Origin of the sequence: Streptomyces sp. NPDC059668, assembly GCF_042734135.1 — a bacterium.
Classification (GTDB): Bacteria; Actinomycetota; Actinomycetes; order Streptomycetales; family Streptomycetaceae; genus Streptomyces.
Genome location: NZ_JBHWEL010000008.1, coordinates 105,616 through 131,090 on the forward strand (window position 1 = coordinate 105,616; position 25,475 = coordinate 131,090).

Here is a 25,475-nt window from a genome sequence, read left to right on the forward strand (position 1 = left end):
CCTGCCTTTAGGCCCTGTTGGCCTGTAGGCAGCGCCAACTCGGCTCCTCCTGACGGGTATCGGCGGCACCCAATCTCTGGTAGGAAACCTTCCTAACAGTAAGTGGACGCCTCACTCCCCTCATCGGAGGTACCGTGCGCACCCCCCACATCCACACCTCACGACGCACCCTGCTCGCTCTGATCGGAGCCTCACTGGTGGCAGGTCCGGTCCTCGCGGCGCAGTCCGCGAGCGGTGCCGCGGCCGTCGGACTGGACGACCCGGCGAAGAAGGAGATCGCCATGAAGCTGGTCTCCAGCGCGGAGAACTCCTCGCTGGACTGGAAGGCTCAGTACAAGTACATCGAGGACATCGGCGACGGTCGCGGCTACACCGCCGGGATCATCGGATTCTGCTCGGGCACCGGCGACATGCTCGACCTCGTCGAGCTGTACACCCAGCGCAAGCCCGGCAACGTCCTCGCCAAGTACCTGCCCGCGCTGCGTGACGTGGACGGCAGCGACTCGCACCAGGGCCTGGACCCCGGCTTCCCCGCGGACTGGCGCAAGGCCGCCCAGGACACGGCGTTCCAGCAGGCCCAGAACGACGAACGCGACCGGGTCTACTTCAACCCGGCCGTCCAGCGGGGCAAGGCCGACGGCATCGGTGTGCTCGGCCAGTTCACCTACTACGACGCCATCGTCATGCACGGCGACGGCTCGGACAGCACGAGCTTCAGCAGCATCCGCAAGCGCGCGCTGGCCAAGGCGAAGCCCCCGGCCCAGGGCGGCGACGAGGTGACGTATCTGAACGCCTTCCTCGACGCCCGGGTCTGGGCGATGAAGCAGGAGGAGGCGCACTCCGACACCAGCCGGGTCGACACCGAGCAGCGGGTGTTCGTCAAGAACCGGAACCTCAACCTGAACACACCGCTGGACTGGAAGGTGTACGGGGACAGTTACCACATCGGCTGACGGTCCCCGCCACGACGGCGCGGGGCGCGGCACTCGTGATGCCGCGCCCCGCGCGCGTCGCCGGGACGCCCGCGGGGACGGTGGTGACCTCCGCGGGATCAGTGGGCCGGGACGGCCTTCAGGTCCTCGCCGGCCTCCATGGGGTGGGTGACCTCGCCCGCGTCACGCCGCCGGCCCCAGTGGTTGAAGACGAGGTTGAGCAGCACGGCGGTCACGCACCCCGTCGAGATCCCCGAGTCCAGGACGATGCGCGCGGTCTGCGGGAACGCGTGGTAGAAGTCCGGCGTGGTGATCGGGATGATGCCGACGGCCAGCGACACGGCGACGATCAGGACGTTGTTGTCCTTGTCCAGGCCGGCCCGTACGAGGGTCTGGATGCCGCTGGCGGCGACCGAGCCGAAGAGGACCACGCCCGCGCCGCCGAGCACCGGACGCGGTACGACCGCGATCAGTGAGGCCGCCGCCGGACACAGGCCCATCAGGACCAGGAAGCCGCCGCCGGTGGCGACCACGTACCGGCTGCGGATGCGGGTCATCGCGACGAGGCCGATGTTCTGGGCGAAGGCGCTGCACATGAAGCCGTTGAAGAGCGGGCTGAGCGCGGAGCCGAGCGTGTCGGCCCGCAGCCCGGCCGCGATGGTCCGCTCGTCGGCCGGCCGCTCGACGATCTCACCCAACGCCAGCATGTCCGCGGTCGATTCGGTCATCGAGACCACCATGACCACGCACATCGAGAGGATCGCGGCGAGCTGGAACTGCGGGGCGCCGAAGTGGAACGGGGTCGGGAAGCCCACCACGTCCGCGTCGGCGACCGGAGCGAAGTCCGTGATGCCGAGGGGGATCGCGACGAGTGTGCCGGCGACCAGGCCGAGCAGCACGGCGATCTGCTTGACGAACCCGCGGGTGAAGCGGCGCAGCAGCAGCACGATCACGAGCGTCGTGCCGGCGAGGCCCAGGAAGGTCGCCGAACCGTAGTCGTGCGCGGCCGGGTCGGGGCCCTGCGCCCAGCCGAAGGCGACCGGCAGCAGGGAGACGCCGATGAGGGTGATGACGGACCCGGTGACGACGGGCGGGAAGAAGCGGACCGCCTTGCTGAAGAAGGGTGCGGCGACGAAGCCGAGGACGCCGGCGACGACGACCGCGCCGAAGATGACCGGCAGCGCGTCGCCCTTGTCCTTGGTGGAGGCGACGATCGCGGTCATCGGGGCGACGCCGGCGAAGGTGACCCCGTTGACGAACGGCAGCCGGGCGCCGATCTTCCAGAAGCCGAGCGTCTGGAGGAAGGTGGCGAGACCCGCGGTGAACAGACACGCGCCGGTGAGGAAGGTCAGTTCGGCGCCGGAGAGTCCCGCGGCGGCGCCGACGATCAGAGGTGGGGCGACGACTCCCGCGTACATGGCGGCGACGTGCTGGAGGCCACTGGCGGCCATGTTCAGCGGCGGGAGTTTCTCGTCGACCGGGTGCTTCGATCCGTTGTGCGGTATTGCCTCGTTGCTGGGGGTCGATGGGGCGGCCACGGCGGCTCCTCCGGTCGGTTACGCGTCGGCTCCGACGCGGGTGTCAGGGAGGTGATGCGCGGTCGTGCGGGACCGGGACGATGGCCGTCACGAGGAGCGCCCGTCCGGACGGCGGGACCGTCAGGGGGCGGGGCGTCCGGGTGACGGGGGCCGTTCCGGTGGGCGCGCACGTCCATGCGCGCCCACCGGAGACGGCCGCCATGGACCCCGCTCGGGTCCATGGCCTCCGGCCGGGGGCCGTCCCCCCCGGCCGGAGATCTTCGGACTGCTCAGGCCCGCGCGGCGATCCGCGCGAGACGCTGTGCCTCCGCCCGCGTGGAGCGGGCGACGGCGTCCTCGTCGACGTTCAGCAGCCGGCTGTTCTCGACGACCGGGAGGCCGTTGACGAGGGAGAGGGTGACCGGGGCGGCCGCGCCGAGGACCAGCGCGGTCACCGGGTCGGCGATCGAGGCGTGGGCCAGGGTGTCGAGCCTCCACAGCACGAGGTCGGCGAGCTTGCCGGGCTCCAGGGAGCCGATCTCCGCCGCCCTGCCGAGGACCTGGGCGCCGCCGAAGGTGCCCAGACGCAGCGCCTGCCGGGCGTTGAGGGCGGCTTCCCGGTGGGCGCCGAGGCGGTTGACGAGGAGGGCGTTGCGCAGCTCGGTGTGGAGTTCGCCGGACTCGTTGGAGGCCGTGCCGTCGACGCCGAGGCCGACCGGGACGCCGGCCGCGAGCATGTCGGGGACGCGCGCGATCCCGGCCGCCAGGCGGGCGTTGGAGGACGGGCAGTGGGCGACACCCGTTCTCGTACGGGCGAAGGCGGCGATGTCGGAGTCGTTCATGTGGACGCAGTGGGCCATCCACACGTCCTCGCCGAGCCAGCCGGTGGACTCGAAGTAGTCGGTCGGGCCCATCCCGAACAGCTCCTTGCAGAACTGCTCCTCCTCGACGGTCTCCGAACCGTGCGTGTGCAGCCGTACGCCCTTGCGGCGGGCCAACTCGGCGCCCTGCGTGAGGAGTTCGGTGGAGACGGAGAACGGCGAGCAGGGGGCGACGGCGATCTGCGTCATGGCGCCGAAGGAGGCGTCGTGGTGCTCGTCGACGGTCGCCTCGGTGGCGGCGAGGGCGCCTTCGAGGGTCTCGACGGCGAAGTCCGGCGGCAGGCCGCCGTCCTTCGCGCTGCGGTCCATGGAGCCGCGGGCCAGGGTGAAGCGCACGCCTGCCTCGCGGGCGGCCCGGATGATGGCGCCGGACAGGTCCCCGGAGCCCTTCGGGAAGACGTAGTGGTGATCCATGGCCGTGGTGACGCCACCGCGGGCCATCATCGCGAGGGAACCCTGCGCGGCGGCGTACACCATCTGCTCGTCGATGCGCGCCCAGGTCGGGTACAGCGCGACGAGCCAGTCGAAGAGGTTGTGGTCGGTGGCGAGCCCGCGGGTGATCCACTGGTAGAAGTGGTGATGGGTGTTGACCAGGCCGGGTGTGGCCAGGTGGCCGGTGCCGTCGACCCGGCGGACCACGTTCTCCAGCCCGTCGGGGGCACTGCCCGCGCCGAGGGACTCGATGCGGTTGCCGGCGACGACGACGTACCCGGTGGCGTACTCGGTGTCGTCGGCGTCGACGGTCGCGATCGAACAGTTCTCGATGACGATGCGCTGGGCTGCTGCCATGATGCGTCCTTTTCGCTCTGCGGAGAGGGGACGGCAGGACCCCAGGAGGTTTGAGTGCCGCGGCGGTCGACGCCACGGGTGCCGATGAAGAGGGGTGCCCCCGGCCGGCCGGGGGCACCGGCGGAGGTCAGAGGTTGGTGAGGTCCACCGGGATGCGCGGTTCGCAGCCGTCACGCAGGACGGTGGCCTCGATCAGCCCGTAGGGGCGGTCGGCCGCGTAGTAGACCTCGTTGTCGTTCTCCAGCCCGAACGGCGTCAGGTCCACCAGGAAGTGATGCTTGTTCGGGAGGGAGAAGCGGACCTCGTCGATCTCGCTCCGGTTGTTGATGATGCGCGCGCCCATCTGGTACAGGGTCTGCTGCAACGAGAGCGAGTACGTCTCCGCGAAGGCCTGGAGCATGTGCTTCCTGACCTGGTCGTAGGACTTCTCCCAATTCGGCATCTTCTGCTCGTCGCCGGTCCAGTTGAAGCGCCAGCGGCCGGAGACCTCGGTCGCCAGGATGCGGTCGTGCGCCTCGGGCAGCGTCGTGTACTTGTCCTTGACGAAGCCCCAGAACTCGGAGTTCGTCGAGTTCATCACGACGAGGTCCTTCAGCCCCGAGACGACCTCCCAGGTCTCACCGTCGAAGGTGATCTGGGTGACCCGGGTCTCCTGGCCCTTGCGCACGAAGGAGTGCTTGACCTCGTCGGCGCCGATGAACCTGGAGTTTGCGTCCGAGGTCTCGATGCGCTCCCAGGCGTACTCCTCGATCCGGATGCGCGCCGTCGTGATCGGCTCCTGGCTGGTCACGAAGTGCCGGGCGAGGTGGATGCCGAACTGCTCGGCGGACTCGATGCCGTGCTCCTTGGCGAAGGCGTACACCGTGTTCTTGGTGGTGTCCGTCGGCAGCACGTTGGCGTTCGAACCGGAGTAGTGGACCTCTTCCATGGCGCCACTCAGCGCCACGGACACGTTGAGGTCCTTGATGTGATGGGTGTCGCCGTCGCGCGTGATCCTGACGACCCGGTTCTCGGCCTTGCCGTACTGGTTCTGTCCCAGGACCACAGGGCGCGCGGGTCGGGAGTTGTCCGTCATCTGTCTGCTAGCTCCCTCGGTAAACGGAGTAGCCGAACGGGTTGAGCAGCAGCGGTACGTGGTAATGCTCGCCCGGCGTCACCGCGAAGGTGATCGCCACTTCGGGGAAGAACACTCCGCTCGTACCGCTGTCCCGGTTCGCGGGGGCGTCCTGCTGCGCATCGGCTTGCTTCTTCTCGAAGTACGCCTCGACCTCGAAGTCGAGCCGTACGTGGGTCGTCCCCTCCGGCGGCGCCGGCAGGTCCTTGCACCGCCCGTCCGCGTCGGTCGCGGAGCCGCCGAGCGGGCGCCAGTCGGCGTCGCGGCCGGCGCGGGCCGCCAGTCGCACGGCGACGTCCCCGGCGGGGCGGCCGGCGCTGGTGTCCAGGATGTGCGTGGACACGGAGGCCGTGGTGTCGGTGCTCATGCCTCTTCTTCCTCCAGGAGTCGGCCGAGGCGGATGCGGTTGATCGCCGTCAGTTCGACGCGGACGATCTCGTACTCCTGCTCGGGTGCGTGGCCGAGGCGTTCCTCGACCGCGTCGCGCATCTGCTCGCCGGTGCGGCCGGTGGCGCAGATCAGGAAGACATGGCCGAACTTCTCCTGGTAGGCCAGGTTCAGTTCGAGCATCTCCGCCCTGAGCTCCTCGGAGGCGCCTGCCATGCCGCGCTGCTCGCGGGAGGAGGTCGGGTCTCCGGGTCTCGGCCGCCCGATCGGCGGGTGCCCGGCCATCGCCTCCGCCAGGTCCGCCGCGGTCAGTTCGGCCATGGCGGCGTCACTCGCGGCGAAGAGGGCGTCGGGTGTGGCGTACGGGCGACGGGCGAGCAGGCCGCGCACCCAGGCCGCCGAGGCGCACACCTCGACGAGGGCCGCGTGGGCCGCTTGCTCCTCCAGGGCGTTGAACCGGGCGAGACCACCGGGTGTCGTGCTCGACGTCACGGGATGCCTCCGTGGCCTTGTGCTGGACGGGCTGCGGATAGCTAACGCCCTCGAAAACACCACGTCAACACTTTGTTGAAAAATCCGGGTAACAAAAACCGCCGTCCGGGTGATCCGGACGGCGGCGGTCCCGCGGGGGCCCACGAGCCGGGAGGACGGAGGCCCGACGCGCTCCTGACCTGCGCTTGTCCGCCGGCGGGGGCGGCCCGCTTCCACCGGGCCCCGCACCCTCCCCGGACCCCCCGGGCTGCGCTCAGACCTGCTTCTCGCGGTTCAGGTAGCTGTAGACGGTGAAGCGGCTCACCCGGATCAGACCTGCTTCTCACGGTTCAAGTAGTTGTAGACGGTGAAGCGGCTCACCCCGAGCGCGCCCGCCACGGTCTCCACACCGTGCCGCACGGAGAAGGCCCCGCGCGCCTCCAGCACCCGCACGACCTCCTGCTTGGTCTTGCGGTCGAGGTCGGCCAGGGGCTTGCCGTGCTTGCGCTCCAGGGCGGCCAGGATGTGATCGAGCGAGTCGGCGAGCTGCGGCAGGCGTACGGCCACCACGTCCGCCCCCTCCCAGGAGAGCACGACGTCGTCCGGTCCGGCCTCACCCGGCGCCAGCATCTCGCCGCCCATGGCGTCGACCAGCGGCTTGACCGCCGCGACGAAGGGATCGTCCCCGGTGCCGGTCACTTATCGCCCTCCCCGACCACGTTCACCTGCAACGAGACCCGCGTGGCGCCGGCGGCCAGGGCCTTGCGCAGCAGTGCGTCGACCGCGTCGAGCACGGCGTCCGCCCCGCCCTCCGCGGTGTTGCCGAACGGGCCGACGTCCACGGCGTCCAGCGCGGCCGCCTCGACGACCTCGCGGGCGACCAGCGCGTGCGGGGGTGCCTCGTCCAGGTCGAAGGGCTCGGTCGTGAACTCCACTCTCAATCGCACCCGCTCAACCTACTGCTCGGCGTCGATTTTCCGGCAGCCCCCTCTTGACAAGCCCCGAGACCCGACGGCAATCTTCCATTAAGCAGAAATGAACTTCCACAATACGGAATTATGCGGACCGGCGGAGACCGGCCGGACCTGTCGATACGGAAGGGGGCGCCGAGTCCATGACCGGTTTTGCATCGCACACAGCCGCGGAGCAGCGCTTCAACGTCAACCTGTCGATCCTCTTCACGGAACTCCCGCTCCTGGAGCGCCCCGCGGCCGCCGCCGCGGCCGGCTTCACCGCGGTCGAACTGTGGTGGCCCTGGGTCGACTCCCCCACCCCCGCACCGGCCGAACTCGACGCCCTGAAGCGGGCGATCGAGGACGCGGGCGTCCGGCTGACGGGCCTCAACTTCTACGCCGGGCGGCTGCCCGGTCCCGACCGGGGCGCGCTGTCGATCCCCGGCGTGGAGTCGGAGAGGTTCCGCGCCAACATCGACGTGGCGGCGGACTTCGCGCGGTCGCTGGGCTGCGGGGCGCTCAACGCCCTGTACGGCAACCGCGTCGAGGGCGTGGACCCGGCCGAACAGGACGCGCTCGCACTGGAGAACCTGGTCCTCGCGGCGCGCGCGGCCGACCGGATCGGCGCGATCCTGCTGGTCGAGACGCTCAACCGGCCCGAGTCGCCGGACTATCCGCTGGTGAGCGCCGCGGCCGGCGTCGCCGTCGTCGACCGGGTCAACGAGGCGACCGGCCTCGGCAACGCCCGGTTCCTCATGGACCTTTACCACCTGTCGATGAACGGCGAGGACCTGCCGCGGGCGATCTCCGCCTACGCGGCGAAGACGGGCCATGTGCAGATCGCCGACAATCCCGGCCGCGGCGCCCCGGGCACCGGCACGCTCCCGTTGGACGACCTGCTCGACCAGCTGCGCAAGGCCGGTTACGAGGGCTGGGTCGGCCTGGAGTACAAGCCGGGCGACCGGCCGAGCGCCGAGGCCTTCGACTGGCTGCCCGCCGAGGCCCGGCCGGCCCGCTGAGCCGGCACCCCACCGACACAGAGCGTCAGAGAAGTCAGAAAGGCACCCTCATGAGCAAACTCCCGAAGGTCGCGTGGATCGGGCTCGGCATCATGGGCTCCCCCATGTCGGAGAACCTGATCAAGGCCGGGTACGACGTCACCGGGTTCACCCTGGAGCAGGACAAGCTGGAGCGGCTGGCCGCGGCCGGCGGCACCGCGGCGGGGTCGATCGCCGAGGCCGTGCGCGACGCCGACGTGGTGATCACCATGGTGCCCGCCTCCCCGCAGGTCGAGGCCATCGCGTACGGGCCCGACGGCATCCTGGAGAACGCGCGGTCCGGAGCGCTGCTCGTCGACATGTCGTCGATCACCCCGCAGACCTCCGTGGACCTCGCGAAGGCCGCCGCGGCCAAGGGCGTCCGCGTCCTCGACGCCCCGGTCTCCGGTGGTGAGGCCGGCGCCGTCGAAGCCGTGCTGTCCATCATGGTCGGCGGCGAGCAGGCCGACTTCGACGCGGCCGAGCCGATCTTCGAGGCGCTCGGCCGGACGATCGTGCTGTGCGGTCCGCACGGCTCGGGCCAGACCGTGAAGGCCGCCAACCAGCTGATCGTCGCCGTGAACATCCAGGCGTGCGCCGAGGCCGTGGTGTTCCTGGAGAAGTCGGGCGTGGACCTGAGGGCGGCGCTCGACGTGCTGAACGGCGGCCTGGCCGGCTCGACCGTCCTGACGCGCAAGAAGGACAACTTCCTCAACCGCGACTTCAAGCCGGGCTTCCGCATCGACCTGCACCACAAGGACATGGGCATCGTCACGGACGCCGCCCGCACCGTGGGCGCCGCGCTGCCGGTCGGCGGCGTCGTCGCCCAACTGGTGGCATCGCTGCGCGCGCAGGGCGACGGCGGCCTGGACCACTCGGCCCTGCTGCGGGCCGTCGAGCGGCTCTCCGGCGCGCGCCTCTGAGACTTCCGGGCGGTGCCGCCGCCGACACCTGTCCTGTCGCGCCCAGGCGGTGGCACCGTCCGGAATCGACTTCAACAAACTGTTGACGTCGATTGACCCCAAACCTAGGCTCCACGAAGCGGATGGTCCACATAGCGGAAGAAGGTTTCCGCTGGCCCCGCTGCCCTCTCGTACGGAAGGTCCACGATGTCGAAGCGCGTGCTGACGACCGAGTCCGGCGCCCCGGTCGCCGACAACCAGAACTCCGCCACCGCAGGCGTCGGCGGCCCGCTGCTCCTCCAGGACCAGCACCTGCTGGAGAAGCTCGCCCGGTTCAACCGCGAGCGCATCCCGGAGCGTGTGGTGCACGCCCGCGGCTCGGGCGCGTACGGCCACTTCGAGGTGACCGACGACGTCACGGGTTTCACGTACGCCGACTTCCTCGGCACGGTCGGCAAGCGCACCGAGGTGTTCCTGCGTTTCTCGACCGTGGCCGACAACCTCGGCGGCGCGGACGCGGTCCGTGACCCCCGCGGTTTCGCGGTCAAGTTCTATACGGAGGAGGGCAATTACGACCTGGTCGGGAACAACACGCCCGTCTTCTTCGTCAAGGACCCGGTCAAGTTCCCCGACTTCATCCACTCCCAGAAGCGCGACCCGTTCACGGGCAAGCAGGAGCCGGACAACGTCTGGGACTTCTGGGGGCACTCCCCCGAGGCCACGCACCAGGTGACCTGGCTGATGGGCGACCGCGGCATCCCGGCCTCGTACCGCCACATGAACGGCTACGGCTCGCACACCTACCAGTGGACGAACGCCGCGGGCGAGGCCTTCTTCGTCAAGTACCACTTCAAGACGAACCAGGGCGTGCGCTCGCTGTCGAGCGAGCAGGCACAGGAGATCGCGGGCAAGGACCCCAATTCCCACCAGACGGACCTGCTCCAGGCCATCGAGCGGGGCGTGCACCCGTCCTGGACCCTGTACGTGCAGGTCATGCCCGCGGCGGAGGCGGCGGACTACCGCTTCAACCCCTTCGACCTCACGAAGGTGTGGCCGCACGGGGACTACCCGCTGCGGCGCGTGGGACGACTCGTCCTGGACCGCAACCCCGACAACGTCTTCGCCGAGGTCGAACAGGCCGCCTTCTCCCCGAACAACTTCGTTCCGGGCATCGGCCCCTCGCCCGACAAGATGCTCCAGGGCCGCCTGTTCGCGTACGCGGACGCCCACCGCTACCGGCTGGGCGTGAACCACACGCTGCTCGCCGTGAACGCGCCCCGGGCGACGGCCGCCCGGAACTACGGCCGCGACGGCCTGATGGCCGCCAACGACCAGGGCCGTGCGGCGAAGAACTACGAACCCAACTCCTACGACGGACCGGCCGAGACCGGCCGTCCGCTGTCGGCCCCGCTCGCGGTGCACGGCCACACCGGCACCCACGAGGCCCCGCTCCACACCAAGGACGACCACTTCTTCCAGGCGGGTGAGCTGTACCGCCTGATGTCGCGGGACGAGCAGTCCCGTCTGGTCGCGAACATCGCCGGCGGCCTCGCGCAGGTCTCCCGCGACGACGTCGTCGAGAGGAACCTCGCCCACTTCCACGCGGCCGACCCGTCGTACGGCGACCGCGTGGCGGAGGCGGTCCGCGCCCTGCGCGAGGACTGAGCCCCCCCCCTGCCGCCCGCGGCGGCGCTGGACCCGGATGAGGGGTGGTCCAGCGCCGTCCGGGCAGGACCGGGACCGCGGCGGCATGCGAGCCAGTGCGGTGGTCAAGGTTCCGGAGGCCCTTCTCGACCTGAGGGAAGGAAGCCCCCGGTCCCGTCGCGTCCGCCGCGGTCCCCGCCCACCTTCCAGGACCCTGAGTCACGGTGGGGCCGCAGGACCTGTCCGACCCTTCCCGTGACTCCTCGGCGGTCCTTCTGCGTGGAGAACAGGGGCAATCGACCAGGACCACGGGCGTCCTGCACCCAGGGCCCAAGCAACCCGCTGGGCGCGGACCGTGACGACTCGTCAGTGGGTATGCGCAAAGAGACCCCGCCAGGAAGCATCTGGCGGGGTTCGACCTCGTCGATCCGTCGGAATCACTCTTCGTTCAAGGCAGCTCGCAGGTGGGCGATCAGATCACCGGCCGGCACCTGGACCCAGGAGGCCCCGGGCTCCCCGGGGCAGACTTCGTACCGCTCCCCGTCCAGCTCGTACACCCGGACCTGACGGCTCGCTCCGTCGAACAGATCCACCCGCAGGCGGACCGCACCGTGGGACATCACCGGGAACATGTTCCGCAGCACCTCATCCGCATGGAGGCGGCGCAGAAGGTTCCATTGCCTCCGGTGGAATTCGGCTGACAGAAGGTCGGCCCACTGCGAGGAAGTGGGCTCTCCCCTCTCGAGCGCCCCGGCGAACTCGTCGAGCTCCAGGAACGTGAACCTCTCCGCCAACTCGCCGAACGGCACACCTTCCCGCCATGCGACGACCATCTCCGCGAGCAACCCGAGATCGTCCGTCGAGCCGATGTCCCAGGTGAACGCGGGAATGTCCCACTCGAACCCGGGAATATGGACACGCACCCGGAACCGACGCTCCTCGGTGGCGGGAACGACCGACACGTGACCCCTTGCCGTCCCGATGACGACGGCGTCGGTGATCGAGAACACCGGCCAGATGTCGCCTCCGCCCAGCTTCGTGGCCTCTTTCATCGCCGACAGAAGGCCGCCCGCGGCGGTCACGTCCGGGTACAGGTCTCTCCGATGGGGATCCATGTGTCGACTCCTCCGCATCCATGCATCAACTCCTCGAGTCTGCTCGCTCCTTGATCATGGAAGCGACGGCAGAACTCTTTCCCACTCCTCCAAGCGGGGATCACGTTCTTCCTCACGCATCAGCCCGGCGATCGCAAGACCCGGCGAGACCAGGTTCTTGGCCATGCGCAGATCCCGAATCCGAGAGATGTCGAGACTGCGCCAATCGGCCGACATGGCGCCGGCTTCTTCCGCCGGCATCGGAACTTCCAGGAGGAGAAGTTCGATGAGTGGGCCTGGGTTCAGAAGATCGACACTGGTGTCCGGTGGAGTGTCCTGGAGTAGAACCAGTGAGAGATTCGTGCGGCGAATCAAACTCTCACGGTAATCGATGGCACCCGAAGCGACGGCACTGTCTAGCGCATGCCCAAACGCCGACGAACATATTTCCCGACGCTCCGACGGCAGGTCACCGAATTCGTGCGTCAGGCGCATGGTCAGCAGCTCCACGACACCGAGCCACTGGCCGGCCGTCAGCTCAGCCTGTGCAGGAGTGTGCGACGCCAGGACTTCGGCGAGCGGCTCCAGCCGGAGCGCAGCCAGGTCATCGAAACCGCTCATCAAAAGTGAACTCCTGCCGCTGCGAACGCTTCGTTGCCGATCTTGAGGCTCTGGGTGCGTCGGCGTGCGTATCCGCCCCGCCGGCAGCAGCCTGAGGGCATGGACTATCCCAGCATTGTTGTGCACGCCCCAGGGCTGGACGGATCGCGGCGGGTCACCGCCGGGGACGAGACGCTCGGTATCGCCTACCACCTGGACGACGTCGTCGAGATCCTGCGGCTGGCGGACCTGGACGAGATCGAGGTCGAGGAGAGCGACATCATCGACTGGCAGGGCGGCGGCCCGGACGACTGGCCGGGGCTGTCGGAGCACCCGTCCGAGTGACGACCGGCCCCGCGCACCTCCGGGGTACGCCTCCGGGCGTACGTCACCTACGGAATGCTCAAATCAAGCTCTGAACAACGCTCCGAGGGCTTCACCCCACCCCGGTCGAGGGCACACTCTCGGCACATGAGGCCCGCCGGCACGGGGGCGGCGGGCCTCATGACGGGAGCGACACGGGGGCGGCCATGGGCGACGGCATGTCGGAGGAACCGGATCCGTACGCCGTCGCCCTGGTGCGTGGCGGGCCCCGCGCCGCCGTGACGGTCGCCGTGCTCGCCCTGCGTCTGCGCGGCGTCGTGGAGGCCGGCCGGCCGGGCACGATGCGGACGTCACGGGCGCCCGCGCACGCGGACCACCCCGCGGACCGGGCGGCGCATCCGCTGGAACGGGCGGTGCACGCCTCTCTCTACCGCCCCGCGGGCATGGGCGAGTTGCTGCGGCGGACCCGGGTACGGCAGGCGCTCGCACAGGTACGGGCCGAGCTGACCGAGGCCGGAACGTTCCGGACCTTCCCTCCCGGCCCCACGCTCGCCGCCCGGCGCCTCCTCAGGCGGACACGGGCCGAACGTCCCCTGCCCACCGGCAGGGAGGGCCTGTCGAGCCACGACATGCTCCTCGCGGTCGCGCTCCACGGCGCCGGGGCCCTCACCGTCCTGGAGCCGCGCTTCGCGGTGGACGCGGGGCTGGTGGGGCGCGGCGGCACGGCCGACAAGGGGCTGCTGCCGCATTCCTGGGGCGGCGGGTGCGGCGGCGGCTACACCGACGGCGGCGGCTCGGACACGGGACCAGGCTGAGGCACCCTCATAGCGGGGCATCACAACCACCGTGCCGTGCAACGACCCTGATCGATCATCAGGCGCACCGAGAACCCCGGCCCGGGAGCGGAAGCCGTACGAAGTCCTCAGGACGGAGCCGGGGTTCGCTCCTCGATGCGGCGACGGCGACGGCCCCGCCCTCCCTACACGAGGGCGGGGCCGTACGGCGTGCGCGGGCGTCGGATGACGCGCCGGGTCAGACCTTCAGCGTCCTGATCGACGTCGGCGCGTGGGACGGCTCGGTCGCGATCTCCTCGAACTCGACGACGTTGCCGATGTCGTTCGTCGTCGACATGGAGATGTTGGTGACCCGCTCCAGGATCGCCTCGACGACCACGGGCACCCGGAACTCCGCGGCGAGCTTCTTGGCCTCCTCGAAGGCGGCGCCCAGCTCGGCCGGGTCGGCCACCCGGATCGCCTTGCAGCCGAGGCCCTCGACGACCTTGACGTGGTCGACGCCGTAGACGCCGAGTTCGGGCGAGTTGATGTTCTCGAACTCCAGGTTGACCTGGAAGTCGATGTCGAACGCCCGCTGCGCCTGCCGGATGAGGCCCAGATAGGAGTTGTTCACCAGGACATGGACGTAGGGAATCCGGTGCTGGGCGCCGACGGCCAGTTCCTCGATCATGAACTGGAAGTCGTAGTCGCCGGAGAGGGCGACCACGGGAGACTCCGGGTCGGCCGTGGCGACGCCGAGCGCGGCCGGGACGGTCCAGCCCAGCGGGCCCGCCTGGCCGCAGTTGATCCAGTGCCGCGGCCGGTAGACGTGCAGCATCTGGGCGCCGGCGATCTGGGAGAGGCCGATGGTGGAGACGTACCGGGTCTCCGGCCCGAAGGCCTTGTTCATCTCCTCGTAGACGCGCTGCGGCTTGATGGGGATGTCGTCGAAGTGCGTACGGCGCTGGAGGGTGGCCCGGCGCTCCTGTGCGGCCGCGGCCCACCCGGACCGGTCGGGAAGGCGCCCCGCGGCCTTCAACTCCCGTGCCACCTCGACGAACAGCGCGAGGGCGGCCTTCGCGTCGGAGGCGATCCCGTAGTCGGGGGCGAAGATCCTGCCGATCTGGGTGGGCTCGATGTCGACGTGGACGAAGGTGCGCCCGGCCGTGTAGACGTCCAGCCTGCCGGTGTGGCGGTTGGCCCACCGGTTGCCGATGCCGAGGACGAAGTCGGACTCCAGGAAGGTCGCGTTGCCGTAGCGGTGCGAGGTCTGCAAGCCCACCATGCCGGCGTTCAGCTCGTGGTCGTCGGGCAGGACACCCCAGCCCATCAGGGTCGGGACGACCGGGATACCCGTCAACTCGGCGAACTCGACGAGGAGTTCGGAAGCGTCGGCGTTGATGACACCGCCGCCCGCGACGATCAGCGGGCGCTCGGACCCGCCCAGGAGGGTGAGCGCCTTCTCGATCTGGGCGCGGGTGGCGGTGGGCCGGTACGCCCGCAGCGGCTCGTACGTCTCGGGGTCGAACTCGATCTCCGTCTGCTGGACGTCGACGGGCAGGTCGATGAGGACCGGGCCCGGGCGGCCCGAGCGCATGAGGTGGAAGGCCTGCTGGAAGACGCCGGGGACCTGCGCGGCCTCCAGCACGGTGACCGCCATCTTGGTGACGGGCCCCGCGATCGAGGCGATGTCGACGGCCTGGAAGTCCTCCTTGTGGATCACGGCGGTCGGGGCCTGGCCCGTGATGCACAGGATCGGGATCGAGTCGCCGATGGCGGAGTACAGCCCGGTGATCATGTCGGTGCCGGCCGGTCCGGACGTGCCGACGCAGACGCCGATGTTGCCCGGGTGGGCCCGGGTGTAGCCCTCGGCCATGTGCGAGGCGCCCTCGACGTGCCGGGCGAGCGTGTGGGTGATCCCGCCGGCGGCCCGCAGGGCCGCGTAGAAGGGGTTGATCGCCGCGCCCGGGACGCCGAACGCGTTGCTGACGCCCTCGCGCTTGAGGATCTCGACTGCCGCGCGGGCAGCGGTCATACGAGCCATGGAGTACTCCTGCTTCGGCTGTCGGATTCGCGCTCCGTCGCGCCCCGCGGAGAGCTGGTGATTCCGTAGGTGATCCGTGGATGACTTCGCGTTCCGTTCCGTAAGCCGAACTCACTGAATTCCGTATTACGGAAACTAACTTCTACTATCTGGAAGCAATGTAGGTGGCGGGCCAGGAGGCGTCAAGGGCGCGGCGCCGGGCGGGAGTCCCCGGGGCGCGGCCATGCGGAAGGTCCTGGAGCGGTCGGGGCGTTTCGCTGTCGGCGGCCCGCTCCCTGGAGGACGATGGACGCGCTGTCCCGACGTGACGTCCTGGAGTGGGCCATGGCCGAGAGCGTGCCGGTGCGGTGTCCGGCCTGCCGCCGCGAGCATCTCTTCGCCGCGTCGTCGTACCCGTGCGTCTGCGGCGCGCCCGTCACTCCCACGCTGGACCGCCTCGCCGATCCGGTGCCCGTGACGCACCGCGTCTGGGACGACGACTGGGTGACGGTGCCCTGCGACGCCTGCGGCCGCGAGGACGAGTGGCCCCATCCGGAACTGGGCTGCGCGTGCGGGACCGTGCTGCGGATTCCGGTACGGAGGACACGGCCGGGAGGGGTACGGCGACCGCCGCTGGCCGGTGTCACGCCGGACACCGCCGCCGAGCCGGACCCCGTCCGGGACGAGACCCCCGCGCGCTCACCGCACCCGACCGGGGCCCCCACCCCGCACACCGCCGAGGCGTCCGTCCCGCCCGGGGCCGCGGCACCGGCCCCGGGGCCCGCCGGGACGCCGCCGGCACCCGGCGCGGGCGCCGCACCGGCGCGGGCCGCCGACGGCCCCTCCGCCGGCGGTTCCGGTCCGGACGACGGCCACCACGCCGACGTACCACCGCCGGACGGCGGAAGCCCCGCCGCCCCCGGCCCCGCCCCGGCCCCGCGCCGGGCGTTCCAGCCCGTCACCATCCGCACCGCGCGGGACGCCGTGACCGCCGCCGCGCTGTATCTGCGGTGGCTCGGCTACCGCGACGTCCGCAGGGCCGACCAGCGGCCGCCGTCGGGAGTCGGGCTCGCGGCCCGGGGCGTCGTCGCCCAGGTGGACCCGACGGTCCGCCCCGCCTCGCTGCGCGACGTGGAGTGCCTGTGGCTGACGGCGATGAGCGAGTCCACGCGGTGCGTCTACTTCTCGCTGGCCGGCTACACCGACGACGCGCGCTCCCGCGCCGACCTGCTCCGGGTCCCCCTCTTCGTCCTCGACCTCACCGGTACCCCCCAGCCGGTCAACGCCCCCGCGGACGAACTCACCGCCGGCGGGGTCTGACCGGCCCCCGCGCGGCCCCGCGGGGGCCGTCCCCGAAGCCGGCCGTGGGGCGCTGGGGGCGGGCCCGGTCAGCGACCCGTGAGCCGCTCCGTCAGGTCGTGGACACCACGGCGGTAGGGGTCGTGGGCGTCCTCGCCGGCCCGCCGGCTCAGTCCCGGTCGGTGTACGTCTCGCGCAGTTCGATCTTGCGAACCTTGCCGGACACCGTCATCGGGAAGGCCTCCAGGATCCGCAGGCGGCTGGGGATCTTGTAGTGGGCCAGCCGGCCGTCGCAGAAGGCGCGCAGTTCCGCCAGTGTCGGCGGGTCCGCCGGGTCGCGGGCGATGGCGCAGGCGAGCACCTCCTCGCCGTACCGCTCGTGGGGAACTCCGACCACCTGCACGTCGGCGATCTTCGGATGGGCGTAGAGGAACTCCTCGATCTCCCGCGGGTAGACGTTCTCGCCACCCCGGATGATCATGTCCTTGATGCGGCCGACGATCTCGACGTAGCCGTCCTCGCGCATCACGGCGAGGTCCCCGGTGTGCATCCAGCGCCCGGGGTCGACGGCCTCGGCGGTCTTCTCCGGCTCGTTCCAGTAGCCGAGCATCACGCTGTAGCCCCGGGTGCACAGCTCGCCCGCGGTCCCCCGGGGCCGGGTCACGCCGTCCACCGGGTCGACGACCTTGATCTCCAGGTGCGGAAGCACCCGGCCGACGGTGCCCGTGCGGTGCTCCAGGTCGTCGTCCCGGCGGGTCTGCAAGGAGACCGGCGAGGTCTCGGTCATGCCGTAGCAGATGGAGACCTCCGCCATGTGCATCTCGGCGACCACCCGTTTCATCACCTCGACCGGGCACGGCGAGCCCGCCATGATGCCGGTGCGGAGCGAGGACAGGTCGTACGTCGCGAAGCCGGGGAGGTTCAGCTCGGCGATGAACATGGTCGGGACGCCGTACAGCGAGGTGCAGCGCTCGTCCTGGACCGCGCGCAGCGTCGCGGCCGGGTCGAAGGACGGGGCCGGGATGACCACGCACGCGCCGTGCGAGGTCGCCGCGAGATTGCCCATCACCATGCCGAAGCAGTGGTAGAACGGCACCGGCACGCAGACGCGGTCCTGCTCGCTGTAGGCGATCGACTCACCCACGAAATAGCCGTTGTTGAGGATGTTGTGGTGGGAGAGGGTCGCTCCCTTGGGGAAGCCCGTGGTCCCCGAGGTGTACTGGATGTTGATGGGGTCGTCGCAGGACAGCTCGCTCCCGCGGGTGCGGAGCTCCGCGCGCGACTCGGGGGTGCCGCGTCCGGCCAGGGCGTCCCAGCTCGGGTCGCCGATGTAGACGGTCTCCCGCAACCGCGGGCAGTTGCGCCGTACTTGGTCGACCATCGCCCGGTAGTCGCTGGTCTTGTGACGGAGGGAGGCGACGAGCAGCGAGATGCCGGCCTGCCGCAGGACGTACTCGACCTCGTGGGTGCGGTAGGCGGGGTTGATGTTCACCATGACCGCGCCGACGCGGGCGGTCGCGTACTGGACGAGCACCCATTCCGGGCAGTTCACCGCCCAGATGCCGACCCGGTCGCCCTTGGCGATGCCGGTGGCGAGCAGCGCGGACGCCAACCTGTCGACGTCGGCCGCGAATTCGGCGTACGTCCAGCGCCGCCCGGACGGCACGTCGACGAGCGCCTCCCGGTCCGGCCAGGCCGCCACCGTCCGGTCCAGGTTGGCCCCGATCGTGTCACCGAGCAGGGCGGTCCCGCTCGTGCCGTGCGTGTAGGAGAGTTCGGTCACCGGAAGTCCTCCTCGCGGTACTCGGCGTCCGAGCCCGCGGCCGTGGCCTCGCGCAGCTCGATCCGGCGGATCTTTCCCGACACCGTCTTGGGCAGCTCGCCGAACTCCAGGCGCCGGATGCGTTTGTAGGGCGCGAGCACCGTGCGTGAGTGCTCGAAGAGCACCTTGGCGAGGTCGGGACCGGGTTCGTGGCCCGCCGCGAGGACGACGTACGCCTTCGGGACGGCGAGCCGCAGCGCGTCGGGGGCCGGGACGACGGCCGCCTCCGCCACCGCCTCGTGCTCCAGCAGCGCGCTCTCCAGCTCGAAGGGCGAGATCTTGTAGTCGGAGGCCTTGAAGACGTCGTCGGACCGGCCCACGTACGTGATGTAGCCGTCGGCGTCGCGCGCGCCGATGTCGCCCGTCCGGTAGTAGCCGCCCGCCATCGCCTCCGCGGTCCGGTCGGGGTCGCCGTGGTAGCCGGTCATGAGACCCACCGGGCCGCCCGACAGGTCGAGCGCGATCTCCCCCTCGGTCACGCCGGGCGCTCCGGAGACCGGGTCGAGGAGTTCGACGCGGAAGCCGGGGCTGGGCCGCCCCATCGAGCCCGCCCTGAGCTCCTGCCCGGGGCTGTTGGAGACCTGGACGGCGGTCTCGGTCTGTCCGAACCCGTCCCGGACCGTGACGCCCCAGGCGCGCCGCACCTGTTCGATGACCTCCGGGTTGAGCGGCTCGCCCGCGGCGACGGCCTCCCGGGGTGGCGTCGGCAGCTGGGTCAGGTCGGCCTGGATGAGCATGCGCCACACGGTGGGCGGGGCGCAGAAGGTGGTGACCCCGGCCCGGTCCATCTCCGCGAGCAGCCGGCCCGCGTCGAAGCGCGTGTAGTTGTGGATGAAGACGGTGGCCTCCGCGTTCCAGGGCGCGAAGAGGTTGGACCAGGCGTGCTTGGCCCAGCCGGGCGACGAGATGTTCAGGTGCACGTCGCCGGGCTTGAGCCCGATCCAGTACATCGTCGCCAGATGGCCGATCGGGTAGGAGGTGTGGGTGTGCTCGACGAGTTTGGGGCGGGCGGTGGTGCCGGAGGTGAAGTAGAGCATCAGCGGGTCGTCCGAGTGGGTCGCGCCGTCCGGCTCGAAGGTCGCGTCGGCGGCGTACGCGTCCTCGTAGCTCTGCCAGCCGGGCCGTCCGCCGCCGACCGCGATCCGGGTGTGCCGGCCGGGGACCTCGTCGAACTTCCCGGTGTCCTCGGCACGCGCGATCACATGCCGGACCCGGCCGCGCTCGACGCGGTCGCGCAGGTCGGCGGGCCCCAGCAGGGTGGTCGCCGGGATGACGACGGCGCGCAGTTTCATCGCGGCGAGGGCCGTCTCCCACAGCTCGACCTGGTTGCCGAGCATGACGAGGATCCGGTCCTCGGCGCGGACGCCCCGCGCGCGCAGCCAGTTGGCCACGCGGTCGGAGCGCTCGGACAGCGCGGCGAAGGAGAACTCGGCGCGCCCGCCGTCCTCCTCGACGATGTGCAGGGCGGTGCGGTCGTTGCCCCGCGCGATGACGTCGAACCAGTCGAGCGCCCAGTTGAAGGAGTCCGGGCGCGGCCAGTCGAAGCCCTGGTACGCCGTCGCGTAGTCCTCCCGGTGCTCCAGCAGGAAGTCCCGCGCGGCACGGAATCGCTCCGTCGCGTCCGTCGTCACCGTCATGTGTCCTCCTCGTTGCCGCACCACCGCCTAACATCGTGTATTCCGTCAGGGAGGTCTCACTACCCCCGAACGGGGGTGCGCCGCGACGAAGGGGCGAACAGGTGACAGCAGAAGCGGCCGACGCGGTGGAGATGCGTGCCGCGCTGGTAGGGCTGCGGCGTGCCACGGGGCTGCCGGTCGCCTTCGGCGGCCTGGTCGAGCCCGGGCGCGCGCAGGTGCGCATCAGCGAGCTCAGCGGCACGGCGACGCCCGCGCTCAGCGCGCTCGCGGTGTCCTCGGGCAACGGTCTGGGCGGCAAGGCGGTGGCCCTCGCGCGGCCCTGCGCGGTGACGGACTACTCGGCCTCGCGGCAGATCAGCCACGAGTACGACGTGGCGGTGGCCACCGAGGGGCTGTGCTCGGTGCTGGCGGTGCCCGTGGTCGTACGCCGCCGGGTGCGCGGAGTGCTGTACGGCGCCCTGCGGACGGCGCAGCCCCTGGGCGACCGCACGCTCGGCGCGGCCGTGGCCGCGGCCCGGGACGTGGAGCAGGCGCTGGTCGTACGGGACGAGGCGCGGGGCCTGTTGGCCGTGGCGCGGGAGCCCGAACCGGTGGCGAGAAGCGCGGCCTGGGAGGAGGTGCGGGAGGCGCACGGCGCGCTGCGGGCGCTGGCACCGCGTATCGCCGACCCGGCGCTGCGGGCCGAACTCCTCGACGTGTGCGGGCGCCTGGCGGGCGCGGCGGCCCCCGAGCACGGCGGGCCGCACGTCGGGCCGCACGTCGGGCTCGCCCCGCGCGAGGTGGACGTCCTCGCCTGTGTCGCGGCGGGGGCCACCAACGGGAGCGCGGCACGGCGGCTGGGGCTGCGCCCGGAGACGGTCAAGGGGTATCTGCGGTCGGCGATGCGGAAGCTCGGCGCCCACACGCGCTGGGAGGCGGTGATCGCGGCACGCCGCGCCGGACTGCTGCCGTAGGAAGGGCGGTTGTCCGGGTGTGGCGGTTGTCCGGGTGACGGGTGACCGGGCGGCGGATGACCGGGCGGCGGGCGTCCGGGCGGCACGCGTCCGGGGCTTTCCATTCAATCGGGCGCACTCTGAAATACCCTATGCACAGCCCCTGTTATTTCCCTCACCACCCCGAGAGTCCGAAATTCAAAGAGTTATTGCCTAACATTGGCCCGGACACGACATGCGAGGGGAGCGGTGAGCGTGCGAGGGGACTTCAAGGAACCTGCGAGACCCCGCCCCGACCTGGTCATAGGCCGGGAGGAGGTCTTCGCGGCGGCACGCGAGCAGCTCTCCGGCGGAGGCAGCCTGCTGGTGCACGGCCCCGCCGGAATAGGAAAGTCGACCGTCCTGCGGGCGCTGGCCGCGGAAAGCGCCGAATCGGCGCACACCGTGTTGCGCTGCTCCGCGACCGAGTCCGAATCACATCTGCCCTTCCTCGCCCTGACCGACCTGCTCGGTCTGGTGGTGGACACGGTCTCCGACCGGCTGCCCGCACCGCAGCGCACCGCCCTGGAATCGGCCCTCACCGGCCGCGGGGAGTCGACCCTGCAACGGGACGGGCTCGCCCTGCGGCTCGCGGTCCTCTCCGTGCTCCGGGCGCTGGCCGCGCGGGGTCCCGTCCTGATCGTCGCCGACGACCTGCAGTGGCTGGATCCGGCCAGCGCCGAACTGCTCGGCTTCGCCGCGCGCCGGCTCGGCGAGATGCCCGTACGGATGCTGTGCGCCGCGCGTACCGACACGGACCCGCCGGACCAACAGCACGACCGCTATCTACGCGCGTCCCCGTCGAACACCCTGGCCGTGCGGCTCAACCCGCTCTCCCGGGCACAGACCACCGAACTCCTCGGCCACCGGGGCCACACCGGGCTCTCGCGTTCCACCGTCCGGGACATCCACCGCACCAGCGGCGGCAACCCGCTCTTCGCCCTGGAGCTCGGCCGCGCGCTCGCCGAGAGCCCGACCCGGCCGAGCCCGGGTGAACCGCTGCCCGTACCGACCTCGCTGCGCGCCCTCGTCCTCAGCCGTCTGGAGATGCTGTCCCCCGAGGCCCGCCGCACCCTGCTCGTCGCGAGTGCGGGAGCCCGCCCCACGGTGGCGCTGCTGCACGCGGCCGGGCGTGCGGACGCCGAGGCGGAGACCGCGCACGCGGCCTCGCTCGGACTGCTGGCGACCGAGCGCGAGACACCCGGAATCCGCTTCGCGCATCCCCTCATCTCGGCCGCCCTGTACGCGGAGGCCGGCGCCGCCGAACGGCGCGCCGCGCACGTCGCGCTCTCCACGGCCGCCTCCGACCCCATCGAGCGGGCCCGGCACCTCGCCCTCGCCACGACCGGCACCGATCCCCAGGTCGCCGCGCGGCTCGGGGAGGCGGCGGCCGTGGCGAGGGACCGCGGCGCTCCGTCGGTCGCCGCCGGACTCGGCCTGCTCGCCGCCCGGCACACCCCCGTGGACGCCGAGCCCGGACCGGACGAACGGCGACTTCAGGCCGCCGAGGACGCGCTGACCGCCGGGGAGTCCGACCTCGCCCGGGACATCGCCCGCGACGCGCTGCGCCGGGTCACCACGCCCGCCGACCGCGTACGGGCCTGGATGGTCGTCATCGACGCGGCAGGACAGGCCATGGCCGAGGTCGACGCCGTCTTCCCGCAGGCGCTCGCGGACGCGGGCGACGACCCGCGGCTGCTCGCGCTCGTCCGCTACCAGCTCGCCTGGCGGGCCCTGCTGGTCGAGGGCGAGATGACCAAGGGCCGTGAGGAGGCCGCGATCGCCGCACAGCTCGCGGCCCGCGCCGGGGACCGGCCCACCGAACTCCTCGCGCTCGGTTTCCAGGCGCAGATGGAGACCCTGATGGGGCACCCGGCCGCGCCCGCGACCATCCAGCGGGCGCTGCGCGAGCCCCAGGACCCCCGGGTGGCGTGCGACCACAACGGCGCCGGCGCCGTCCGCTTCCGCTGGCTGATCATGGGCGACCAGCTCGCCGAGGCACGCACCACGATCACCGCGCTGCTGCGCGAGGTACGGCGGCGCGGGATGGTCGAGAGCGAGCTGCACTTCCTGCGCGGGCTCGCCGAGACCGAACTGCGCTCCGGACACTGCGGGCGGGCGCTGGACCTGGCCCGCGAGAGCCTGCGGCTGGCCCGCGACACGGGCATCGGCGAGGCGGCGACCGCCATGTTCACCTCGCTCGCGGAGGCCGCCGGCGGTGACGTCGACCGGGCACTCGCGCTCGCGCGGGAGGCCGTGGACCGTGCCGAGGAGGACGGCGACCTGGTCTATCTCTCGCGCGCCCTCGGCGCCCTCGGCCACGCCCAGCTGGTCGCCGGGGACTTCGTGGCGGTGGTCCGGTCCCTGCGACGGGTGCGGGAACTGGAGGAACGGCTCGGGATCACCGACCCCGCCCGTGGCCGCTGGCACGGCGACCTCGCGGAGGCGCTGGTGCGGATCGGCGAGCCGGTCGAGGCGCAGGACGTCATCGACGCCACGCGGGCGCGGGCGCTTCGGCTCGGCCGCGAGAGCGTGCTCGCCGTGCTCGACCGCGCCGAGGCACTGGTCCGGGCGGCACGCGGCGAACAGGGTCCCGCCGTACGGCAGCTGACCGCGGCGCAGGACCGGCTCGGCAAACTGGGCTACGGACTGGAGGAGGCCCGCGCCGCCTACGCCCTGGCCGGTGTGCGCGCTCACCCGCCGGGCCCGACCTCGTACGACGAGGCGACCCGCCTCTTCCGCCGCTGCCGCGCGCTGCCCTGGCTGCGGCAGGTGGAGACGGCGGCGACCGCGCCGGCGGCCGCGGCCGGGCCGGCGCCGGCCGCGCTGGCTCCCGCCGCGCTCGAGAGCCTCGCGGCGACGGAGCGTCAGGTCGCGGCCCTCGTCATGGAGGGCGCCACGAACCGCGAGATCGCGGCGCGCCTGTTCATCAGCGTGAAGACCGTGGAGGCCACGCTCACCCGGGTGTACCGGAAACTGGGGATCCGGTCGCGGGTGGACATCGTCCGGCTGGCGGCGCGGCGCCGGAACGGGTGAATCCGCGTACGGGGTGACGCCCCGGCCGTCAGGCCGCTCCGGGGCGCCGCGTCCGATCGCTCCGGAGCGCCACGACCGGCTCCGTCACCTCTTCTGACAGCTCGTCACCCTCCGCCGGAACAGGGCGGGTCGGGCCGTCCGGTGGGTCTCGGGGACGCACCGCAGGGCGGTGCGGGGCGACGGGAGGGGCCGGACCTTACGCTAAACCCCGGTCCGTGCGACCAAGGGTTTTCCCTCCCCAACTCCGCTAGGGAGTTCCCCCCTTGGAAGCGGAACGGTCCCGCTTCTAGCGTGAGCGTCGTGCCGCTCGCTCGGGCACACGGCGTCCGCTCGCAGGCGCCGTGTCCAACCCCCCACACCCGCGCGTCCCCCCACCGGCAACTTCTGAGGAGATCCATGTTCGGCCTCAACCGCGCCACGAGGACAGCCGCTCTCTGTACGGCGGCCGCTGCCGCCGCCGCGACCGCTCTCCTGTGCGCACCGGGCGCCGTCGCCGCCCCCCAGCCGATCGTCGGCGGCACGACCACCACCACGACCGCGTACCCGTTCATGATGCAGATCACGGACGCCTCGCAGAACCAGTTCTGCGGCGGAACCCTGGTCGCGGCCAACAAGGTCGTCACCGCCGCCCACTGCATGGTCGGCGAGACGACGAGCAGTGTCCGCGTCGTCGGCGGCAGAACGTACCTCAACGGTACGAACGGCACCGTCAGCAGGGTCAGCAAGATCTGGATCAACCCCGGCTACACGGACGCCACCAACGGCGACGACGTGGCCGTGCTGACCCTGTCGACGTCGATGTCGTACACCCCCGCGTCGTACGTCACCTCCGCGAACACCGGCGTGTACGCGGCCGGCACCACCGCCCGCATCGTCGGCTGGGGCACCACCTCCGAGAACGGCAACTCCTCCAACCAGCTGCGCACCGCGACCGTCCCGACCGTCTCGGACGCCGGCTGCCGGAGTTCGTACGGCTCGGACTACGTCGCCTCCGACATGGTCTGCGCCGGTTACCCGAACGGCGGCACCGACACCTGCCAGGGCGACAGCGGCGGCCCGCTGCTCATCGGCGGCGTGCTGGCCGGCATCACGTCCTGGGGCAACGGCTGCGCGGAGGCCGGCTACCCCGGCGTGTACACCCGGCTGACGACCTTCTCGAACCTGGTGAAGACGCAGGTCAACTCGTAGTAACCGAAGATCTCCTGAGCATCGCTCAGTCTCATTCCATTGGGGGGGGTGGGTGGGGGGGGGGGGGGGTGGTGGGGGTGG

At 71.4% G+C, this 25,475-nt stretch carries 22 protein-coding genes; 10 read left to right on the forward strand and 12 right to left on the reverse strand.

Going from position 1 to position 25,475, the window contains the following annotated elements:
- Positions 1-134 precede the first annotated feature (134 nt).
- Complete coding sequence (locus ACFV2J_RS09205; RefSeq protein WP_385088934.1) at positions 135-953, forward strand: chitosanase; 819 nt, start codon at positions 135-137, stop codon at positions 951-953.
- Positions 954-1,051: 98 nt separating this feature from the next.
- Here the strand turns inward: ACFV2J_RS09205 and ACFV2J_RS09210 are convergent, their stop codons facing one another.
- The 7 genes from ACFV2J_RS09210 to ACFV2J_RS09240 form a co-directional block, all read right to left on the reverse strand.
- Positions 1,052-2,383, reverse strand: coding sequence for a nucleobase:cation symporter-2 family protein (locus ACFV2J_RS09210; RefSeq protein ID WP_385098315.1), 1,332 nt, complete (start codon positions 2,381-2,383; stop codon positions 1,052-1,054).
- Between the two features lie 356 nt (positions 2,384-2,739).
- The gene (locus ACFV2J_RS09215; protein ID WP_385437917.1) at positions 2,740-4,119 is read right to left on the reverse strand and encodes an 8-oxoguanine deaminase; all 1,380 of its coding nucleotides are present in this window, start codon (positions 4,117-4,119) and stop codon (positions 2,740-2,742) included.
- Between the two features lie 127 nt (positions 4,120-4,246).
- A complete protein-coding gene (gene pucL, locus ACFV2J_RS09220; RefSeq protein ID WP_385091515.1) occupies positions 4,247-5,194 on the reverse strand; it encodes a factor-independent urate hydroxylase in 948 nt (315 codons plus the stop codon).
- 7 nt (positions 5,195-5,201) lie between these two features.
- Positions 5,202-5,600: a hydroxyisourate hydrolase gene (uraH, locus tag ACFV2J_RS09225; RefSeq protein WP_385091517.1), complete on the reverse strand. Its 399-nt coding sequence runs from the start codon at positions 5,598-5,600 to the stop codon at positions 5,202-5,204.
- A complete protein-coding gene (gene uraD / locus ACFV2J_RS09230; protein WP_385091521.1) occupies positions 5,597-6,112 on the reverse strand; it encodes a 2-oxo-4-hydroxy-4-carboxy-5-ureidoimidazoline decarboxylase in 516 nt (171 codons plus the stop codon). The genes uraH and uraD overlap by 4 nt, the downstream gene beginning before the upstream one ends.
- A 309-nt stretch (positions 6,113-6,421) precedes the next feature.
- On the reverse strand, positions 6,422-6,790 hold the full coding sequence (locus tag ACFV2J_RS09235; RefSeq protein WP_385091524.1) for a helix-turn-helix domain-containing protein: 369 nt from the start codon (positions 6,788-6,790) through the stop codon (positions 6,422-6,424).
- Entirely contained in the window at positions 6,787-7,038 is a 252-nt protein-coding gene (locus tag ACFV2J_RS09240; protein WP_266702829.1) for a hypothetical protein, read from the reverse strand. The genes ACFV2J_RS09235 and ACFV2J_RS09240 overlap by 4 nt, the downstream gene beginning before the upstream one ends.
- A gap of 167 nt (positions 7,039-7,205) precedes the next feature.
- Between ACFV2J_RS09240 and ACFV2J_RS09245 the strand changes: the two genes are divergently transcribed.
- From ACFV2J_RS09245 to ACFV2J_RS09255, 3 genes are all read left to right on the forward strand, one after another.
- A complete protein-coding gene (locus ACFV2J_RS09245; protein ID WP_385091527.1) occupies positions 7,206-8,063 on the forward strand; it encodes a TIM barrel protein in 858 nt (285 codons plus the stop codon).
- A gap of 50 nt (positions 8,064-8,113) precedes the next feature.
- Positions 8,114-9,004, forward strand: a complete 891-nt coding sequence (locus tag ACFV2J_RS09250; protein WP_385091530.1) for a 2-hydroxy-3-oxopropionate reductase — start codon at positions 8,114-8,116, stop codon at positions 9,002-9,004.
- A gap of 186 nt (positions 9,005-9,190) precedes the next feature.
- Positions 9,191-10,648, forward strand: a complete 1,458-nt coding sequence (locus ACFV2J_RS09255; protein ID WP_385091533.1) for a catalase — start codon at positions 9,191-9,193, stop codon at positions 10,646-10,648.
- A gap of 416 nt (positions 10,649-11,064) precedes the next feature.
- Here ACFV2J_RS09255 and ACFV2J_RS09260 read toward each other — a convergent pair whose 3' ends face one another.
- Entirely contained in the window at positions 11,065-11,709 is a 645-nt protein-coding gene (locus tag ACFV2J_RS09260; RefSeq protein WP_385091536.1) for a hypothetical protein, read from the reverse strand.
- 87 nt (positions 11,710-11,796) lie between these two features.
- On the reverse strand, positions 11,797-12,342 hold the full coding sequence (locus tag ACFV2J_RS09265; protein WP_385091538.1) for a hypothetical protein: 546 nt from the start codon (positions 12,340-12,342) through the stop codon (positions 11,797-11,799).
- A 99-nt stretch (positions 12,343-12,441) separates the two neighbouring features.
- Between ACFV2J_RS09265 and ACFV2J_RS09270 the strand changes: the two genes are divergently transcribed.
- Positions 12,442-12,666, forward strand: a complete 225-nt coding sequence (locus ACFV2J_RS09270) for a hypothetical protein (protein ID WP_168530795.1) — start codon at positions 12,442-12,444, stop codon at positions 12,664-12,666.
- 197 nt (positions 12,667-12,863) lie between these two features.
- The gene (locus ACFV2J_RS09275) at positions 12,864-13,460 is read left to right on the forward strand and encodes a TIGR04222 domain-containing membrane protein (RefSeq protein WP_385091541.1); all 597 of its coding nucleotides are present in this window, start codon (positions 12,864-12,866) and stop codon (positions 13,458-13,460) included.
- A gap of 217 nt (positions 13,461-13,677) precedes the next feature.
- Here the strand turns inward: ACFV2J_RS09275 and gcl are convergent, their stop codons facing one another.
- On the reverse strand, positions 13,678-15,462 hold the full coding sequence (gene gcl / locus ACFV2J_RS09280) for a glyoxylate carboligase (protein ID WP_385097784.1): 1,785 nt from the start codon (positions 15,460-15,462) through the stop codon (positions 13,678-13,680).
- A 285-nt stretch (positions 15,463-15,747) separates the two neighbouring features.
- Here gcl and ACFV2J_RS09285 point away from each other — a divergent pair, with 285 nt between their 5' ends.
- Positions 15,748-16,761, forward strand: coding sequence for a hypothetical protein (locus ACFV2J_RS09285; protein WP_385437928.1), 1,014 nt, complete (start codon positions 15,748-15,750; stop codon positions 16,759-16,761).
- 148 nt (positions 16,762-16,909) lie between these two features.
- Here the strand turns inward: ACFV2J_RS09285 and ACFV2J_RS09290 are convergent, their stop codons facing one another.
- Both ACFV2J_RS09290 and ACFV2J_RS09295 read right to left on the reverse strand, forming a co-directional pair.
- Positions 16,910-18,523, reverse strand: coding sequence for an AMP-binding protein (locus ACFV2J_RS09290; RefSeq protein WP_385092623.1), 1,614 nt, complete (start codon positions 18,521-18,523; stop codon positions 16,910-16,912).
- Positions 18,520-20,199, reverse strand: coding sequence for an AMP-binding protein (locus tag ACFV2J_RS09295; RefSeq protein ID WP_385092626.1), 1,680 nt, complete (start codon positions 20,197-20,199; stop codon positions 18,520-18,522). Before ACFV2J_RS09295 ends, ACFV2J_RS09290 begins: the two co-directional genes overlap by 4 nt.
- 101 nt (positions 20,200-20,300) lie before the next feature.
- Here ACFV2J_RS09295 and ACFV2J_RS09300 point away from each other — a divergent pair, with 101 nt between their 5' ends.
- The 3 genes from ACFV2J_RS09300 (at position 20,301) to ACFV2J_RS09310 (ending at position 25,394) form a co-directional block, all read left to right on the forward strand.
- On the forward strand, positions 20,301-21,152 hold the full coding sequence (locus ACFV2J_RS09300) for a response regulator transcription factor (protein WP_385092629.1): 852 nt from the start codon (positions 20,301-20,303) through the stop codon (positions 21,150-21,152).
- 228 nt (positions 21,153-21,380) lie between these two features.
- Positions 21,381-24,206 carry an AAA family ATPase gene (locus ACFV2J_RS09305; protein WP_385092632.1) on the forward strand — a complete coding sequence of 942 codons (2,826 nt, stop codon included), beginning with the start codon at positions 21,381-21,383 and terminating at the stop codon, positions 24,204-24,206.
- A 396-nt stretch (positions 24,207-24,602) separates the two neighbouring features.
- The gene (locus tag ACFV2J_RS09310; protein WP_385092635.1) at positions 24,603-25,394 is read left to right on the forward strand and encodes a S1 family peptidase; all 792 of its coding nucleotides are present in this window, start codon (positions 24,603-24,605) and stop codon (positions 25,392-25,394) included.
- Positions 25,395-25,475 lie beyond the last annotated feature (81 nt).